The sequence below is a fragment of the Mycolicibacterium rutilum genome (assembly GCF_900108565.1).
GTDB classification, from domain to species: Bacteria; Actinomycetota; Actinomycetes; order Mycobacteriales; family Mycobacteriaceae; genus Mycobacterium; species Mycobacterium rutilum.
This window is the reverse complement of sequence record NZ_LT629971.1, coordinates 1,564,397-1,578,295: the sequence shown is the minus strand read 5'-3', so window position 1 is coordinate 1,578,295 and position 13,899 is coordinate 1,564,397. Positions and strand designations below refer to the sequence as shown.

The 13,899-nt window shown below is 69.4% G+C and carries 17 protein-coding genes; 6 read left to right on the top strand and 11 right to left on the bottom strand.

What is annotated here, in order from left to right; all coding sequences use genetic code 11:
• Positions 1 to 64: 64 nt before the first annotated feature.
• From BLW81_RS07615 to BLW81_RS07605, 3 genes are all read right to left on the bottom strand, one after another.
• Positions 65 to 622: a Dps family protein gene (locus BLW81_RS07615; RefSeq protein WP_083406669.1), complete on the bottom strand. Its 558-nt coding sequence runs from the start codon at positions 620 to 622 to the stop codon at positions 65 to 67.
• An 81-nt stretch (positions 623 to 703) separates the two neighbouring features.
• The gene (locus BLW81_RS07610; RefSeq protein ID WP_083406668.1) at positions 704 to 1,615 is read right to left on the bottom strand and encodes a DNA-3-methyladenine glycosylase family protein; all 912 of its coding nucleotides are present in this window, start codon (positions 1,613 to 1,615) and stop codon (positions 704 to 706) included.
• 9 nt (positions 1,616 to 1,624) lie between these two features.
• On the bottom strand, positions 1,625 to 2,008 hold the full coding sequence (locus tag BLW81_RS07605; RefSeq protein ID WP_083406667.1) for a DUF427 domain-containing protein: 384 nt from the start codon (positions 2,006 to 2,008) through the stop codon (positions 1,625 to 1,627).
• Between the two features lie 70 nt (positions 2,009 to 2,078).
• Between BLW81_RS07605 and BLW81_RS07600 the strand changes: the two genes are divergently transcribed.
• Both BLW81_RS07600 and BLW81_RS07595 read left to right on the top strand, forming a co-directional pair.
• A complete protein-coding gene (locus BLW81_RS07600; protein WP_083406666.1) occupies positions 2,079 to 3,491 on the top strand; it encodes an HNH endonuclease signature motif containing protein in 1,413 nt (470 codons plus the stop codon).
• Between the two features lie 19 nt (positions 3,492 to 3,510).
• Positions 3,511 to 3,984 carry an SRPBCC family protein gene (locus BLW81_RS07595; protein ID WP_083406665.1) on the top strand — a complete coding sequence of 158 codons (474 nt, stop codon included), beginning with the start codon at positions 3,511 to 3,513 and terminating at the stop codon, positions 3,982 to 3,984.
• On the opposite strand, the gene BLW81_RS07590 is transcribed toward BLW81_RS07595, so the two are convergent.
• Positions 3,981 to 5,354 carry an NAD(P)/FAD-dependent oxidoreductase gene (locus tag BLW81_RS07590; RefSeq protein ID WP_083406664.1) on the bottom strand — a complete coding sequence of 458 codons (1,374 nt, stop codon included), beginning with the start codon at positions 5,352 to 5,354 and terminating at the stop codon, positions 3,981 to 3,983. The two genes, BLW81_RS07595 and BLW81_RS07590, sit on opposite strands and share 4 nt — an antisense overlap.
• Before the next feature lie 38 nt (positions 5,355 to 5,392).
• Between BLW81_RS07590 and BLW81_RS07585 the strand changes: the two genes are divergently transcribed.
• Complete coding sequence (locus tag BLW81_RS07585) at positions 5,393 to 6,049, top strand: enoyl-CoA hydratase-related protein (RefSeq protein ID WP_083406663.1); 657 nt, start codon at positions 5,393 to 5,395, stop codon at positions 6,047 to 6,049.
• Here BLW81_RS07585 and BLW81_RS07580 read toward each other — a convergent pair whose 3' ends face one another.
• The 4 genes from BLW81_RS07580 to BLW81_RS07565 are packed head-to-tail and all read right to left on the bottom strand — an operon-like array spanning position 6,050 to position 8,834.
• A complete protein-coding gene (locus BLW81_RS07580; protein ID WP_083406662.1) occupies positions 6,050 to 6,868 on the bottom strand; it encodes a class I SAM-dependent methyltransferase in 819 nt (272 codons plus the stop codon).
• A gap of 19 nt (positions 6,869 to 6,887) precedes the next feature.
• Entirely contained in the window at positions 6,888 to 7,892 is a 1,005-nt protein-coding gene (locus BLW81_RS07575; RefSeq protein ID WP_083406661.1) for an NAD-dependent epimerase/dehydratase family protein, read from the bottom strand.
• Complete coding sequence (locus tag BLW81_RS07570; protein ID WP_083406660.1) at positions 7,889 to 8,395, bottom strand: nuclear transport factor 2 family protein; 507 nt, start codon at positions 8,393 to 8,395, stop codon at positions 7,889 to 7,891. Before BLW81_RS07570 ends, BLW81_RS07575 begins: the two co-directional genes overlap by 4 nt.
• A gap of 40 nt (positions 8,396 to 8,435) precedes the next feature.
• A complete protein-coding gene (locus BLW81_RS07565) occupies positions 8,436 to 8,834 on the bottom strand; it encodes a hypothetical protein (protein WP_083406659.1) in 399 nt (132 codons plus the stop codon).
• A 59-nt stretch (positions 8,835 to 8,893) separates the two neighbouring features.
• Here BLW81_RS07565 and msrB point away from each other — a divergent pair, with 59 nt between their 5' ends.
• A complete protein-coding gene (gene msrB / locus BLW81_RS07560) occupies positions 8,894 to 9,352 on the top strand; it encodes a peptide-methionine (R)-S-oxide reductase MsrB (protein ID WP_083406658.1) in 459 nt (152 codons plus the stop codon).
• Positions 9,349 to 9,864, top strand: coding sequence for a peptide-methionine (S)-S-oxide reductase MsrA (gene msrA / locus BLW81_RS07555; protein WP_083406657.1), 516 nt, complete (start codon positions 9,349 to 9,351; stop codon positions 9,862 to 9,864). Before msrB ends, msrA begins: the two co-directional genes overlap by 4 nt.
• Before the next feature lie 4 nt (positions 9,865 to 9,868).
• Here msrA and BLW81_RS07550 read toward each other — a convergent pair whose 3' ends face one another.
• The gene (locus tag BLW81_RS07550; protein ID WP_083406656.1) at positions 9,869 to 11,185 is read right to left on the bottom strand and encodes a cytochrome P450; all 1,317 of its coding nucleotides are present in this window, start codon (positions 11,183 to 11,185) and stop codon (positions 9,869 to 9,871) included.
• Entirely contained in the window at positions 11,182 to 12,552 is a 1,371-nt protein-coding gene (locus BLW81_RS07545; RefSeq protein ID WP_083406655.1) for a cytochrome P450, read from the bottom strand. Before BLW81_RS07545 ends, BLW81_RS07550 begins: the two co-directional genes overlap by 4 nt.
• 95 nt (positions 12,553 to 12,647) lie before the next feature.
• Between BLW81_RS07545 and BLW81_RS07540 the strand changes: the two genes are divergently transcribed.
• Positions 12,648 to 13,253 carry a TetR/AcrR family transcriptional regulator gene (locus BLW81_RS07540; protein WP_083406654.1) on the top strand — a complete coding sequence of 202 codons (606 nt, stop codon included), beginning with the start codon at positions 12,648 to 12,650 and terminating at the stop codon, positions 13,251 to 13,253.
• Between the two features lie 5 nt (positions 13,254 to 13,258).
• Here BLW81_RS07540 and BLW81_RS07535 read toward each other — a convergent pair whose 3' ends face one another.
• Positions 13,259 to 13,828: a TetR/AcrR family transcriptional regulator gene (locus tag BLW81_RS07535; RefSeq protein WP_083406653.1), complete on the bottom strand. Its 570-nt coding sequence runs from the start codon at positions 13,826 to 13,828 to the stop codon at positions 13,259 to 13,261.
• Positions 13,829 to 13,899: the final 71 nt, after the last annotated feature.

Here is a 13,899-nt window from a genome sequence, read left to right as displayed (position 1 = left end):
TAGCGAAGACAGGGAGGCCGGGACGAAATGTCCCGGCCTCCACTGTTTTTGGTCTTTCAGACGGCTACTTGGCCGACGACTTCTTCTTGGCCTGGTCGGCGGCGCCCTTCTCGGTGGAGGCACCCGCGTTGGCCAGCTGACCGCCGGAGTTCTCCAGGTGCGCACGCACGAACCACTGGAACTTCTCGAGTTCGGCGGCGTGCCCGATCAGCATGTCCTCGGTCACCGGATCGGACTCCTCGGCCTCCTCGATGTTCTTGCGGGTGTCCTCGACGACACCGTCGTAGACGAGGTCGAGCGCCGCCAGGTGCGCCTGCACCGTGTCACGCTCGAGCGAGTAGTCGTCCCACGAGCGGTCCTCGATGATCGCGCCGGGAGTGCCCTTGGGGGCGAAGCCGAGGGTCGCGATGCGCTCGGCGACCTCGTCGGCGTAACCGCGGACGAGCTCGACCTGCGGGTCGATCATCTCGTGCACCCCGATGAAGTTCGGGCCCACCACATTCCAGTGGATGTGCTTGAGGGTCAGGTGCAGGTCGTTGTACCGGCTCAGCTGCTTCTGCAGCAGTTCGGCCACCTTGGCCGCGTCTTTGTCGGTCATACCGGGCACAGTGAATTGAGACATCTGAAAGCTCCTTCGCACGCATGTGTGTCGCCCGCTCGACTACCCGCTGCTGCGGTGGGGTAATCACGGGCCCAGCGCACGTCACAGATCGATGAGGTTCGGAATCGCCATGCGCGGACCGAACCGCGGCAACACCGCGAGCCCGCTCGTCTCCAGCAGCCGCACCGCGCGGTGGCGGTGCGGGCGCAGGGGCTCGAGCAACTCGACCATCGCCGGGTCGTCGATCGGGTGGCCGAGCAGGCTCCAGCCCACCATCTTCGCCAGGTGGTAGTCGCCGACTGACAGTGCATCGGCGTCGCCGAACGCGCGCTGGGCGGTCTCCGCCGCCGTCCACTCCCCGACCCCGGGCAGCGATCGCATCGCGATCCGTGCGCGTTCGGGTGAGCGGGTGACGAGGCGTTCCAACGAGTCCGCGCGCTGTGCGCACCCGACGATCGTGCGGGCGCGGCCCGGGTCGACGTTGGCGCGGTGGTACTCCCAGGACGGGATGCGGCGCCACACATCGCCGGGCGGCGGCACCCGCATGTGCTCGGGCGCCGGGCCGGGAGCGGGCGCGCCGAACCGGGTGACCAGCAGGCGCCAGGCACGCCGGGCATCCTTACCGTAGACGCGCTGTTCGAGCACCGCCGGAACAAGCGCTTCGAGCACCCGGTCGGTGCGGCCCAACCGCAGATGCGGGACCCGGCGGTGCGCGGCGGCGATGGTCGGTTCGGCCGGCTCGAAATCCCGGCTGTCGTCGAACGCCCCGAGTTGGGCCGGCAGGGTCTCGACGAACTCCCGCGCGCCTGCGCCCCATGCCTCACAGTCGACGGTGTCGACGGCCGGACGCGTGATCCGTGCGGTGACGGGCCCGCTGCGCATCAGGCTGGTGCGCCAGATCGCGCCGTCGGGGGCGTCGTAGTAACAGGGGTCTTTACGGCCTCGCCGCAGCGGCGCCAGCGTCAAGCCCGGACTGACCGGACCGCCGAAGCGGACGCTGACCGAGGTGGGCACCGGCCAAGGTTATGCCTGCTGTCCGACGACGATCTCCGCCTTGTCCGGATAGAACGCCACATGACCCGCGATCTGCCCGACGGCCGGATACGGCTGCGGATAAGTCCAGACGACGTCCTCGACGGTGTAGCCGCCGGCGTCGACGAAGTGGTAGTAGCCGGCCTCGCCCTTGAAGGGGCAGTACGTCTGGGTGTCGCTGGGGCGCAGCCGCTCCGCGTCGACGTCGTCGAGCGGGATGTACTGCACCGCGGGATAGCTCGCCTCCTGCAGGGTCAGCGCGCGGTCGGTCTCGGCGACGGTCACACCGTTCACCAGGACCGTGACGTGTTCACCGGTCGGCTCGACGGTGATCGGATGCTCGGCGGTGGGTTCGAGTACTTGGCGATCGCTCATGGGAGAGGCAACGCACGAAGTAGCGCCAGGATTCCTCTTCTTGTCGTACCCGCGATCTACTATCGAACGTATGTACGGATCGCAGTTCGCGGATGCCGACGACGCCGAGCTCGTCGCCGCGGTCGCGGAGAGCACCCGCGCGGAGGCGCAGGCCGCTGCGCGGCGGCTCGCCGCCACTGCGGAGCTCGTTAGTCGCAAGGTCGGCGATTCCGACGATGATGACCGCGGTCGGTGCGCGTTCGACCCGTGGGACTGCGTCGCCGCGGAGGTGGCTGCGGCGATGACGGTCGGTCACCGGCGCGCCTCCGGGCAGATGCGGATCGCGCAGGCACTCCGCGAGCGGCTCCCCCAGGTAGCGACGTTGTTCGAGCGGGGCGGGATCAGTGCACGGATCATCTCGACGATCACGTGGCGCACGCAGCTGGTCGAGGACGCCGAGGCGCTGGCGCTCATCGACACGGCCCTCGCGCAACGGGCGTCCCGGTTGGGGCCGCTCTCCGAGCAGCGCCTCGAGACCGCGATCGACGCCCTGGTCCTGCAGTTCGATCCGCTCGCCGTTCGGAACATCGAAAACACCACGCGCACCCGAGATTTCAATGTCGGTGACATCGATGATCCAGCGGCCACGACGTCGGTGTGGGGGAAGCTGTTGGCCACCGACGCCGCGGTCCTCAAACGTCGCCTCGACGAGATGGCCCACGGTGTCTGCGACGACGATCCGCGCACGCTGGCTGAGCGGCGGGCGGATGCCCTCGGCGCGTTGGCTGCCGGTCAAGACCGGTTGGGTTGTGCGTGCGGATCGCCGACCTGCGACGCCGCCGGTCCGAAGACGTCGAATGTCGTGGTGCACGTGGTGGCCGACCAGAGCGTGGTCGAGGCCGCCAGCGCGGCTGCTCCCGAGCGGCGGAATACAGCGGTGCTGTTGGGTCGCGGAGCTCTGCCGCCCTCACTCCTGCCCACGCTGATCCGTGGCGGCGCGAAGGTGCGTCCGATCACGAAGCCGGGGTCGGACGCCGAGGAGGGCTACCACCCGTCCGCGCCGTTGGCGTTGTTCGTACGCCTGCGCGATATGTACTGCCGCGCACCGGGATGCGACGTGCCCGCGGATCTCTGCGACATCGACCACACCATCCCCTGGCCGTTGGGTCCGACGCACCCGTCGAACCTCAAATGCCTGTGCCGCAAGAACCACCTGATGAAGACCTTCTGCGGAGGTCCCGACGGGTGGCGCGACATTCAGTTGCCCGACGGCACCGTCATCTGGACCTCGCCGAGCGGCCACACCTACACCACCCGCCCGGGCAGCAAGTTGTTCTTCGACTGGGACACCACCACCGCCAACCTTCCGCCGCCACCGATAATCTCGCCGCCGCCGCCCGATCGCATGGCGAAGATGCCGAAGCGAAAACGCACGCGCGCCGCCGAATTCGCCGCACGGATCAAGGCCGAGCGGGCGCGCAATGCCGCACCTACGCCGTTCTGACCGGCATTACTATCGCGGCATGACCGAACACGGAAAGCCGTCCGCGTGCGCCGAGGTGAACATCGACGCCGACGCCCTGACCGTTTACCAGCTCATCACCGACCTGCCGACGCTGGCGACGCTGGCGGAGGAGGCCCACGCGATGGAGTGGTGCAAAGGCGACGCCGCCGGTCCCGGGGCGGAGTTCAAGGGCCGCAACCGCAGTGGGTCTCGTTCGTGGACGACGCGCTGTACGGTCACGGCCGCCGAGCCCGGGCGGGTGTTCGCGTTCGACGTGCGCAGCGCGATGATTCCCGTCGCGCACTGGCGCTACGACATCGAGTCGACCGCCGACGGGTCCTGCCGCGTCACCGAAAGCACCTGGGATCGCCGTCCCGGCTGGTTCAAGACGCCGGCGGGGTGGGCCACGGGTGTGCGGGATCGTGACACCGCCAACGCCGAGCACATCCGGCTGACGCTGCAACGGCTGAAGGCGGCCGCCGAAGCCCGCTAGTGCGGCCGCCCGGCGATCTTGTCGGCCACCACCGCGATCGGCGATGTGGTTGCGCGTCCGCGTGATTCGTGCCAGTCGGCCGCCTTGTACGCGGTGTACATGCCGCGCACGCCCAGCCAGCGCAGCGGTTCGGGTTCCCAGTCGCGCGACCGGTGCCCCACCCACGGCAGTTCGGCGAGCGGGCCGCGCCTGTCGAGCACCAGATCGGTCAGCGTGCGGCCGGCCAGATTGGTCGCGGTGACGCCGTGCCCGACGTATCCGCCCGCCCAGCCGACGCCCGTCGCACGGTCGAACGTCACGGTGGACTCCCAGTCGCGCGGAACCGCGAGCACACCGCACCAACCGTGGGCGATCGGGACGTCGCGCACCTGCGGCAGCACCGAGTGCAATACCCGCGTCAGGTGCGTGATCGTGCGGGGCGGCACCTGCCCGTCACGGTCGATCCGCGAACCGAACCGGTACGGGACGCTGCGCCCGCCGATCGCGATCCGGTCGTCGACCGTGCGCTGGGCGTAGAAGAAGCCGTGCGCGGTGTCGCCGAGCGTGGCACGGTCGTCCCACCCGATCGTCTCCCACAGCGCGGCGGACAGCGGTTCGGTGACGATCATCGAGCTGTTCATCGGCAACCACCGCCTGCGCAGCCCGGGCAGCGTCGCGGTGAAGCCCTCCGTCGCACGCAACACGACCGGTGCGGTGACCGTGCCGTGCGGTGTCGTCACCCGGCCCGACTCGATCGTCACCGCCGGCGTCTGCTCGTAGACGTCGACCCCGAGCCGCTCCACCGCATCGGCCAACCCCCGCACCAGCCGGGCGGGCTGGATCCGCGCGCAGTGCGGATTGTGGTAACCCGACACCACGCCGTCGAGTCGGATTCGTTCGGCTACCTCGGCTTTGGACAGCCGCGCGATGCCGTCGACCTTCCACGCGAGTTCTTCGTCGGCTTCGGCGGCGAGCCGGCCGGCCTGCGCGGGGGTGCGCGCGATGTGCAGGGTGCCGCCCTTGACGATGCCCGCGTCGATGCCTTCGGCGGCGGCGACGTCGATCACCTCGTCGACGCTGTCGTTGAGCGCCCGCTGCCAGTCCAGCACACGCTGCCTGCCGTACTGCTCGGCCATCCGGTTGCGGTCACCGGGCACCAACCCGGACAGCCACCCGCCGTTGCGGCCGGACGCACCGAACCCGGCGAACCGTGCCTCGAGCACGCTGATCCGCAGCGCCGGGTCGGCCTTCTTCAGGTAGTAGGCCGTCCACAGCCCGGTGTAGCCGGCGCCGACGATGCAGACGTCGGCGTCACGGTCCCCGGGCAGCGCGGGCCGCGACGGCGGCGGCTCGTCGAACCAGTGCGAGACCCGGCCGTTGGTTGTGGGCACCGCACGATTCTGACAGCCCGCGGTGGTGTAATCGGCTGATGCCCGAACTCGACAAGAACGGCGCGGTGTACGTGCTGACGCTCGGCGACGACGAGAACCGCTTCCATCCCGACCGGCTGACCGCGATCAACGCCGCGCTCGACGAGGTCGAGGCGGCCGACGGTCCGCGCGCGGTGGTCACGACCGGCGCAAACAAGTTCTACTCGAACGGCCTCGACCTCGACTTCATGGCCGCGCATCCCGACGCCGCCGAGGCCAACCTCGGCGAGGTGCACGCCTTGTTCGCGCGGGTGCTGGCCTTCCCGGCGCCCATCATCGCCGCCGTCGCCGGCCACGCGTTCGCCGCGGGCGCGATGCTCGCGCTCTCGCACGACCAGATCGTGATGCGCGCGGACCGCGGCTACTTCTGCCTGCCTGAGGTCGACCTCGGCATCCCGTTCACGGCGGGCATGAACGCCCTGATCCGGTCGAGGCTGCCGATCGCGACCGCGCACGAGGCGATGACGACCGGGCGCCGCTACGGCGGCCAGGACGCCCTCGCGGCGGGCATCGTGGCCGCGACCGCGGGTGAGGGCGAGGTGCTCGACACCGCGGTGGCGCGTGCGGAAGCGTTGGCCGCCAAAGCCGGTCCGGTGTTCGGGGCGATCAAGGCTCGCCTCTATGCGGAGGTGATCGCCGAGCTGCGCGCGTCGTAGTCAGAACGCGTAGCGGTGGTACTGGGCCATGTACCGCAGCGACGGGACCAGCGACATCGCCTGCGCCAGCGCGCGGTAGTACCAGGCGACGTCACGGAACGTCGGCGAGTCGAACGGCGACAGCCAGGCCAGCAGCCGCACGCCGGGCAGCGCGTGGACGATGTCGTCGGGACCGTCGATGCCCCAGTCCAGCCTCGCCCCGGCGCGGCGCACCACCGCGTTGGCCCACTGCGAGCGGATGCCGAGCCGGTTGAACGCATCGAAATGCAGTTCGCCCGACGGGAATTGGTCGACGATGCGGCGCAGCAACGCGATCCCGTCGTCGCGTGTCAGGTACATCGTCAGGCCCTCGGCGATCACCAGAACCGGCCGGTCGGCGGGGATTTCGGTCAGCCAGGCCGGATCGGTGACGGAGGCGGCGATGACGCGGTAGTGCTCACGATCCGGGTAGAGGCGCGTGCGCAGCTCGGCGACGTCGGGGTAGTCGACGTCGAACCAGTCGACGTCGGGGCCGGGGTCGAGCCGGAACACCCGCGAGTCCAGGCCGCAACCCAGATGCAGCACAACAGCTTTCGGGTGCACTGCCAGATACTGCCGGGCCCACCTGTCGAAGTGGGCGCTGCGGGTGGTCACCGACGGTGAGTTGGCGGCGGTGATCGCCGTCCGCGACCAGTCATAGTCGATGCGGTCGACGATCTCCTTGGCGAACCGGTCTCCCAGTATCGGGTGCGGCAGGTCGGCGTCGAGCGCCTTGGCGTGCAACGTCGCGAGCATCGTCTGCGGTGCCCCGGACAGGTCGACGCGCAGTTTGTCGGGCATGCCCTCGACGGTAACCCGGTCAGCCGGCCTTGCTGCGGCGCCGGGCGTCGCGCAGGCCGGCCCAGAACCGCGCGGCCTCGCGGATCGACTCCTCGACCGGGCGCGGCTGCCAACCGAGTTCGCGTCTGGCCTTGGTGCAGTCGACGGGCGCTTCGGCGCGCATCAGCCGCAGCGACTCCAGTGACAGCCGTTCGTCGGTGCCCGTCAGCCTCGCCTTGACGGTGCCGAGCGTGGCCATCGCATAGGACAGCGGCAGTGGGACGGACCTGGCCGGCGCCGGCATTCCGGCGGCCGCGGCGGCGAGACGCACCACCTCGGCGTTGGTGATCATCTTCTCCGAGATCAGGTAGCGTTCGCCGACGCGGCCGTGCTCGGCCGCCAGAATCATTGCGCGAGCGGCATCGTCGATGCCGACCGCCTCGAGTTCGATACCGCTCATCACGAACGGCAGCTTGCCGAACGCGGCGCCGGCGATGATCGCGCCGTGCGGAGTGCGGCCCCAGTCGCCGCCGCCGTAGGTGGTCGACACGCACATCGCCACCGCGGGCAGGCCGTGCTCGCGCGCGTACTGCAGCACCAGGTTCTCGGCCTGCACCCGCGAGCGCACGTACGGGGTCAGGCCCTTGTCGCGGATCACGTCGTCCTCGGTGGCGACGTGGCCGCGCCGGCGCCCGACGGTGACGTAACTGCTGGTGTAGACGAACCGGCGCAGCCCGGCGTCCTTCGCGACCTCGAGCACATTGCGGGTGCCGTCGACGTTGGTGCGGAACAGCGGCGCCGGGTCCTTGAGCCAGCCGCGGGTGTCCACGACGCAGTAGTAGACGTCGTCGACGCCGTCCATCGCGGCGCGCAGCACGTCGTCGTCCCAGATGTCGCCGTGGATCCGTTCGACGGTCAGGTCGTCGATGCCGACGGTCTTCGCGGTGGGCCGCACCATCGCGCGCACGTCGTGCCCGTCGCCGACCAGCAGCCGGGTCACGTGCGAGCCGAGGAACCCGTTGGCGCCGATGACCAGCTTGCTCACTTGTTACCTCCGTACTGCTTCATCCACGCGTCGGCCTCGGGCGGCAGCGTGCCGAGTTCGGCGGCCTTGCGGCACCACTTGACCGTCGCCTTGACGAAGCGCAGCGGGTTGTAGATGTCCTCCTGGCGGCGCCACAGCCCGTCGCCCGCGTAGGTCAGGATCGAGATGTTGGTGGCGCTGATGACGGTGCCGTCGCCGGGGTCGCGCAGCGGGTTGTCGAGCTCGCAGATGATCCGGCCGGTCGCCTCGTCGATGACGGTCCACAACGACGGGAACGACGTCATGTAGCTGCCTGGGAAGGACTCCATCGTCTGCCAGATCCACGGCCGCACCTGTTCGCGTCCGCGCATCGTGCCCGCGGCGTGCTCGACGTAGGTGACGTCGGGGGTGTACTGGTCAACCCATGGATCCCAGTCGCGGGTCTGGGCGGCGCGGTCGACGGTGGCCTCGAACTGGTCGAAGGCCGCGGCGAGTTCGTCGCGGCTGAAGGTGCTGCTCGTCACATCCAGAACTAGAACACGTTCTACTGAGGTTTGTCGAGGGTCAGAACGCGGTGAGCACCTGTCGCGCACCGAGCGGGGTCTGCAGCGGGACGTCGAGGGTGCCCGCCACCGCGATCAGGATGCACGCCCGCCCGACAGCCTCGGGCAGCGTGCCGCCGCGTAGGTCCACGGTGACGGTGTCGGGCGTCTCGGCGACGGTGGCGTGCACGCCGTGGCACTGCGGGGTCCCGGTGGTGAAGTGCACGGCGATCGCCCGGTCGTCGGGGACCCGGCTGAAGGACTCGGCGCGCATCGGATGCGGGTCGACGATCGCCGGATTGTCGGTGAACACCACGCCGGCGCCGGCGGGACGTTCGGGCAGCACCGCGGTCTCCGCCGAGGCGATTGGCGCCGCACACATGGCCAGTACACCGGCCAGGACGACGAGGACTGCGCGCATCACACAACCGTAATATCTGGCCGGAACACAGCGGTCGGCCCGGCAGTTATACAGGCACGATGAAGCGATATCACAAGAATCCTGCCGCGGTGCACGCGCTGTCGCCGGAGCAGTATCACGTCACGCAGCGCAACGGCACCGAGCGCCCGTTCACCGGCGAGTACTGGGACAACCACGAACCCGGCATCTACGTCGACGTGGTGTCCGGCGAACCGCTGTTCGCCTCGACCGACAAGTTCGACAGCGGCTCGGGCTGGCCCAGTTTCACCCGGCCGATCGAATCGGCGAATGTGATCGAGAAGCGCGACTTCTCGCATCTGATGATCCGCACCGAGGTGCGGTCGGCGCACGGCGACAGCCACCTCGGGCACGTGTTCACCGACGGGCCGCGCGACCAGGGAGGGTTGCGCTACTGCATCAACTCGGCTTCGCTGAGGTTCATCGGTTACGACGAGCTCGAGGCCGAGGGTTACGGCGAGTACAAGAAGCTTTTCAGCACGGAGGAGGCGCAGGCATGAGCGACTACAGAAGGGCGATCCTGGCGGGCGGCTGCTTCTGGGGCATGCAGGACCTGATCCGCAAGCAGCCGGGCGTGGTGTCCACCCGCGTCGGCTACACCGGCGGCGAGAACGACCACCCCACCTACCGCAATCACCCCGGGCACGCCGAGGCGATCGAGATCGTCTACGACCCCGCCCGCACCGACTACCGGGCGCTGCTGGAGTTCTTCTTCCAGATCCACGATCCGACCACCAAGAACCGGCAGGGCAACGACGTCGGCACCAGCTACCGGTCGGCGATCTTCTACCTCGACGACGAGCAGCAGCGCGTCGCGGTCGACACGATCGCCGACGTCGACGCCTCGGGCCTGTGGCCCGGCAAGGTCGTCACCGAGGTGACCCCGGCCGCCGAGTTCTGGGAGGCCGAACCCGAGCACCAGGACTACCTGGAGCGCTACCCGAGCGGGTACACCTGCCACTTCCCGCGGCCCGGCTGGAAGCTGCCCAAGCGCGAGAGCGCCCAGGCCTGACCCCTCAGCGGCGGCGCACGACGATCTTGCCGCCTGCCTTCGGCGTGAACGCGACGCCGCGGAAGTGCACCTTCTCGTCGGCTTCGCTGTCCGTCTGAATGGTGAAGTGCTGCAACACTGTTCGTAGCACGACGTCCATCTCGACGTTGGCGAACGCGGCGCCGATGCAGCGGCGGGTGCCGCCGCCGAACGGAATCCACGCGGTCGGTGTCCTGGTGTTGAGGAACCGGTCGGGGTCGAAGCGCTCCGGCGCGGGAAACACCTCGGCGTTGGCGTGGATGTTGGCCATCGCGATCATCACGGTGTAGCCGTGCGGGATCCGCCACGGACCCAGATCGAAATGCGGTGCCAGCACGTGCCTTCCGGAGAAGTCGATGACCGTCCGGTTGCGTTGCAGCTCCTGGATGAACGCCTGCCGGTACTCGTTGGTCTCGCCGCGGTCGTTCTCCTCGACGAGGCGGGCCAGCACGTCGGGGTGGCGACGCAGCCGCTCGAACGCCCACGCCAGCGTCGACGCCGTGGTCTCGTGGCCCGCGCCGAGCAGGGTCAGCAGTTCGTCGGAGACGTCCTGCGGCGACATCGGCGTGCCGTCCTCGTAGGTGCTGCGCAGCAGCAGCGCCAGGATGTCGGTGCGGTCCTCGAGTCGCGGGTCGGCCTGGGCCTTGTCGATCAGCGCGAACACGGTGCGGTCGAAGTTGCGGCGGAACTCGGCCAGCCGTCCCCACGGGCTGCGCGGGCCGGTGTTGAACGACGGCTCGGGCAGCGTGGCCATCCGCGAGCCCAGTTCGACCCACGGCGGGATGATCTCGCGCAGGTAGTCGAGTTCTGCGCCGTCGGCGCCGAACACCGTGCGCAGGATGACGTTCAGCGTGATCCGGTTCATCGGCTCCAGGCTGCGGAACTCGACGCCCTGCGGCCACGTCGCCGTCTCGCGCAGCGTCTCCTCTTCGATGACCTTCTCGTAGTTCTTGATGCTCTGGCCGTGAAACGGCGGCGCCAGCAGCTTGCGGCGCTTGCGGTGCTCTGACCCGTCGAGCGCGAACACCGAACCGGGACCGAAGATTCGGCTCAGGTTCGGTTGCACGTTGATCAGGTCGTCGGTGCTCGCGAGGAACACCTGCCGCGCCAGGGCCGGATCAGCGACGACGACGCTGCGCCCGAAGAACGGCACGTTGATCGAGAACACCGATCCGTAGCGCTTGATCGCGGTACGCAGGTACCACCGGCGGAAGCCGGCCATCAGCACCAGCTGCACCGCTTTGGGCAGCGGCACCGCCGGCGGGGTGATGGTCTGCGCTGTGTCGACGGCTGCGTTCGTCATCGGTTCTCCTGTGCCAACGGGGTGTCGCGACGGTGCACCACCATGCGGCCGCCGTCGCGGGGGGTGTAGGCCACGCCGCGCGAGTACACCTTCTCGCCCGGCGCGGTGGTGGTGTCGATCTCGAAGTGGCGCAACACGGTTCGCAGCACGATGTCCATCTCGACGTTCGCGAACACCGCGCCGACGCAGCGGCGGGTGCCGCCGCCGAACGGCAGGAACGCGAACGTCGGCGGCCGGGTGCCGAGGTGGCGCTGCGGGTCGAAGCGGTCCGGGTCCGCCCACTCCTCGGACCGGTCGTGCATCAGCGAGATGCTCGCCAGGATCGAATGGCCCTGCGGGATCACCCATTCGCCGATTTCGACGGTCGGCGCGTAGACGTGCCTGCCCGCGAAGTCGATGACGGTGCGCGCCCGCTGCACCTCGGCCAACGTGGCCTGTCGGTATTCGCCGGCGTCGGTCGCGGCTTCCTCGACGAGCCGGGCCAGCACCTGCGGATGGCGGGTGATGCGCTCGAACACCCAGGCCATTGTGGAGGCGGTCGTCTCGTGGCCCGCCGCCAGCAGGGTCAGCAGTTCGTCGCCGATGTCCTTGTGCGACATGGCCGATCCGTCTTCGTAGGTGCTGCGCAGCAGCAGCGCCAGCACGTCGTCGCGGGACTCCAGATCCGGATCGGCCGCGACCCTGGCGATCAGCCGCTCGACGACGGCGTCGTACTGCCTGCGGTACTCGGCGAGCCGCCCCCATGGGCTGAAGCGGCTGTAGGTGCGCGACGGAGCGGGCAGCGACGCGACCCGCGAGCCCAACGTCACCCACGGCGGGATGATGCGACGCAGTTCGTCGAGTTGTTCGCCGTCGGCCCCGAACACCGCGCGCAGGATCGCGTTCAGCGTGATCCGCATCATCGGCTCGAGGGTCTCGAACGCCTGGCCCTGAGGCCAGTTCGCGGCCTCGCGCAGCGTCTCCTCTTCGAAGATCGCCTCGTAGTTCTTGATGCTGCGGCCGTGGAACGGCGGGGTGAGCAGGCGGCGGCGCTTGCGGTGCTCGGCGCCGTCGAGTGCGAACACCGACCCCGGCCCGAGCACGCGGGACAGGTTGGGCTGAATGTTGCCGACGTCGTCGGTGTTGGCCGCGAACAGTTGCTTGGCCAGGCTCGGCTCGCCGAGGACGACCGTGGGCCCGAAGACGGGAAGATTGAGCGTGAAGGCCGGCCCGTACCGGCGCGCGAGTCGCGCCACGGTCCAGCTGCGCGAGATGGAGAACGCGACCGCCAGCAGCGGTTTCGGAATCGGCGGACGCGGTGGCAACCGCACGGCGCGCGGCGGCGTCGGCACTTCGGTGGGCGGTTGGACGACGACGGCTTCGCTCATCACGCTCCCAGGCTCTGGTACTACGATGTACCGCAGGTTCGTGTAGTACGGTACCGGTTGGTACCAGTTGCCGCAAGGGTAAATCAGGAGGCGGGATGAGCACAGCGCTGGACAACGGTGCGCGCCCCGCGGCCGACGACCCGTTCCGGGGCCGGCTGCTCGACGGGCTGGCGTCCTCGATCAACGAGCGCGGCTACCGCGACACCACCGTCGCCGACATCGTGCGCGACGCCCGCACCTCCAAGCGCACGTTCTACGAGCAGTTCGCCTCCAAAGAGGACTGCCTGATCGAACTGCTGCGGCGCAACAACGACATCCTGATCGCCAACATCGTGGCCGCGGTGGACCCCGAGGCGGACTGGCGCGCGCAGGTCCGCCAGGCCGTCACCGCCTACGTCGACCACATCTCGGCCCGGCAGGCGATCACGTTGGCCTGGATCCGTGAGGCGCCCGCGCTCGGGGTGGTGGCCCACCCATTGCACCGCACGGCGATGGAGCACCTCACCGACATGCTCGTCGACCTGTCGGACAATCCCGGCTTCCGTCGCGCGGACCTGGCGCCCATCTCGCGGCCGCTGGCGCTGATCATCCTGGGCGGGCTGCGCGAGCTGACCGCGCTGCTGCTCGAGGACGGGCGCGACCTGCGCGAGATCATCGAACCCGCGGTCACCGCGTCGCAGGCCATCCTCGGCGGGCGCTGAGACCGTCAGCTCAGCATCAGGCGGGCGGATTTCTCCAGTCGCTCGGCGATCTCGGTGTAGGACGCGTAACCCATGCCCGCGCGCACCAGCGCGCCGGAGTACAACATCTCGAGCGTGTCGATGACGTCGGTGTCGGTGTCGGCACCCAGTGCGGCGGTGAGCCGGTCCCGGATGTCGCCGCCGATGCGCTGCCGCAGCACCTCGACGTCGGGGTCGCGGCCCAGCAGCGCGGTGGTGACGGCGCCGGCGAACTCCGGCTCGTCGGCAACCAGCAGGGCGATGTGCCGCAGCACCTCGATCACCCGGGTCGCCGGGTCATCCGAGACGTGTTCGGCAGGCGGAGAACTCGCGAGCCGGCGCCAGAACACCTCGGCGATCAGGTGTTCCTTGCTGGAGAAGTACGTGTAGGCGGTGGCCGCGCCGACCCCGGCCTCGGCGGCCACCCGGCGCACGGTCAGCCCGGCGAAACCTTCGCGGTGCAGGAGTTCGAGCGCTGCGCGGCCGAGCCGTTCGACGGTGTCTGCCTGCTTGGCGGTCAATCGGCGCCGAGTCGACTCCAGGGCCGTTTCGGACACATGTCCGGACGCTACTACAACGACCGGGGACCAGCAACGATCCGCAAAAGACGAGTCAGTAAGTTGGACGG

Excerpts from the sequence above, each read along its gene's own strand:
- msrA (WP_083406657.1), top strand. The coding sequence starts at position 9,349 with ATGAGCGACTACAGAAGGGCGATCCTGGCGGGCGGCTGCTTCTGGGGC.
- BLW81_RS07615 (WP_083406669.1), bottom strand. The coding sequence starts at position 622 with ATGTCTCAATTCACTGTGCCCGGTATGACCGACAAAGACGCGGCCAAG.
- BLW81_RS07550 (WP_083406656.1), bottom strand. The coding sequence starts at position 11,185 with ATGACGAACGCAGCCGTCGACACAGCGCAGACCATCACCCCGCCGGCG.
- BLW81_RS07595 (WP_083406665.1), top strand. The coding sequence starts at position 3,511 with ATGACCGAACACGGAAAGCCGTCCGCGTGCGCCGAGGTGAACATCGAC.
- BLW81_RS07580 (WP_083406662.1), bottom strand. The coding sequence starts at position 6,868 with ATGCCCGACAAACTGCGCGTCGACCTGTCCGGGGCACCGCAGACGATG.
- msrB (WP_083406658.1), top strand. The coding sequence starts at position 8,894 with ATGAAGCGATATCACAAGAATCCTGCCGCGGTGCACGCGCTGTCGCCG.
- BLW81_RS07605 (WP_083406667.1), bottom strand. The coding sequence starts at position 2,008 with ATGAGCGATCGCCAAGTACTCGAACCCACCGCCGAGCATCCGATCACC.
- BLW81_RS07585 (WP_083406663.1), top strand. The coding sequence starts at position 5,393 with ATGCCCGAACTCGACAAGAACGGCGCGGTGTACGTGCTGACGCTCGGC.
- BLW81_RS07540 (WP_083406654.1), top strand. The coding sequence starts at position 12,648 with ATGAGCACAGCGCTGGACAACGGTGCGCGCCCCGCGGCCGACGACCCG.
- BLW81_RS07565 (WP_083406659.1), bottom strand. The coding sequence starts at position 8,834 with ATGCGCGCAGTCCTCGTCGTCCTGGCCGGTGTACTGGCCATGTGTGCG.
- BLW81_RS07545 (WP_083406655.1), bottom strand. The coding sequence starts at position 12,552 with ATGAGCGAAGCCGTCGTCGTCCAACCGCCCACCGAAGTGCCGACGCCG.
- BLW81_RS07600 (WP_083406666.1), top strand. The coding sequence starts at position 2,079 with ATGTACGGATCGCAGTTCGCGGATGCCGACGACGCCGAGCTCGTCGCC.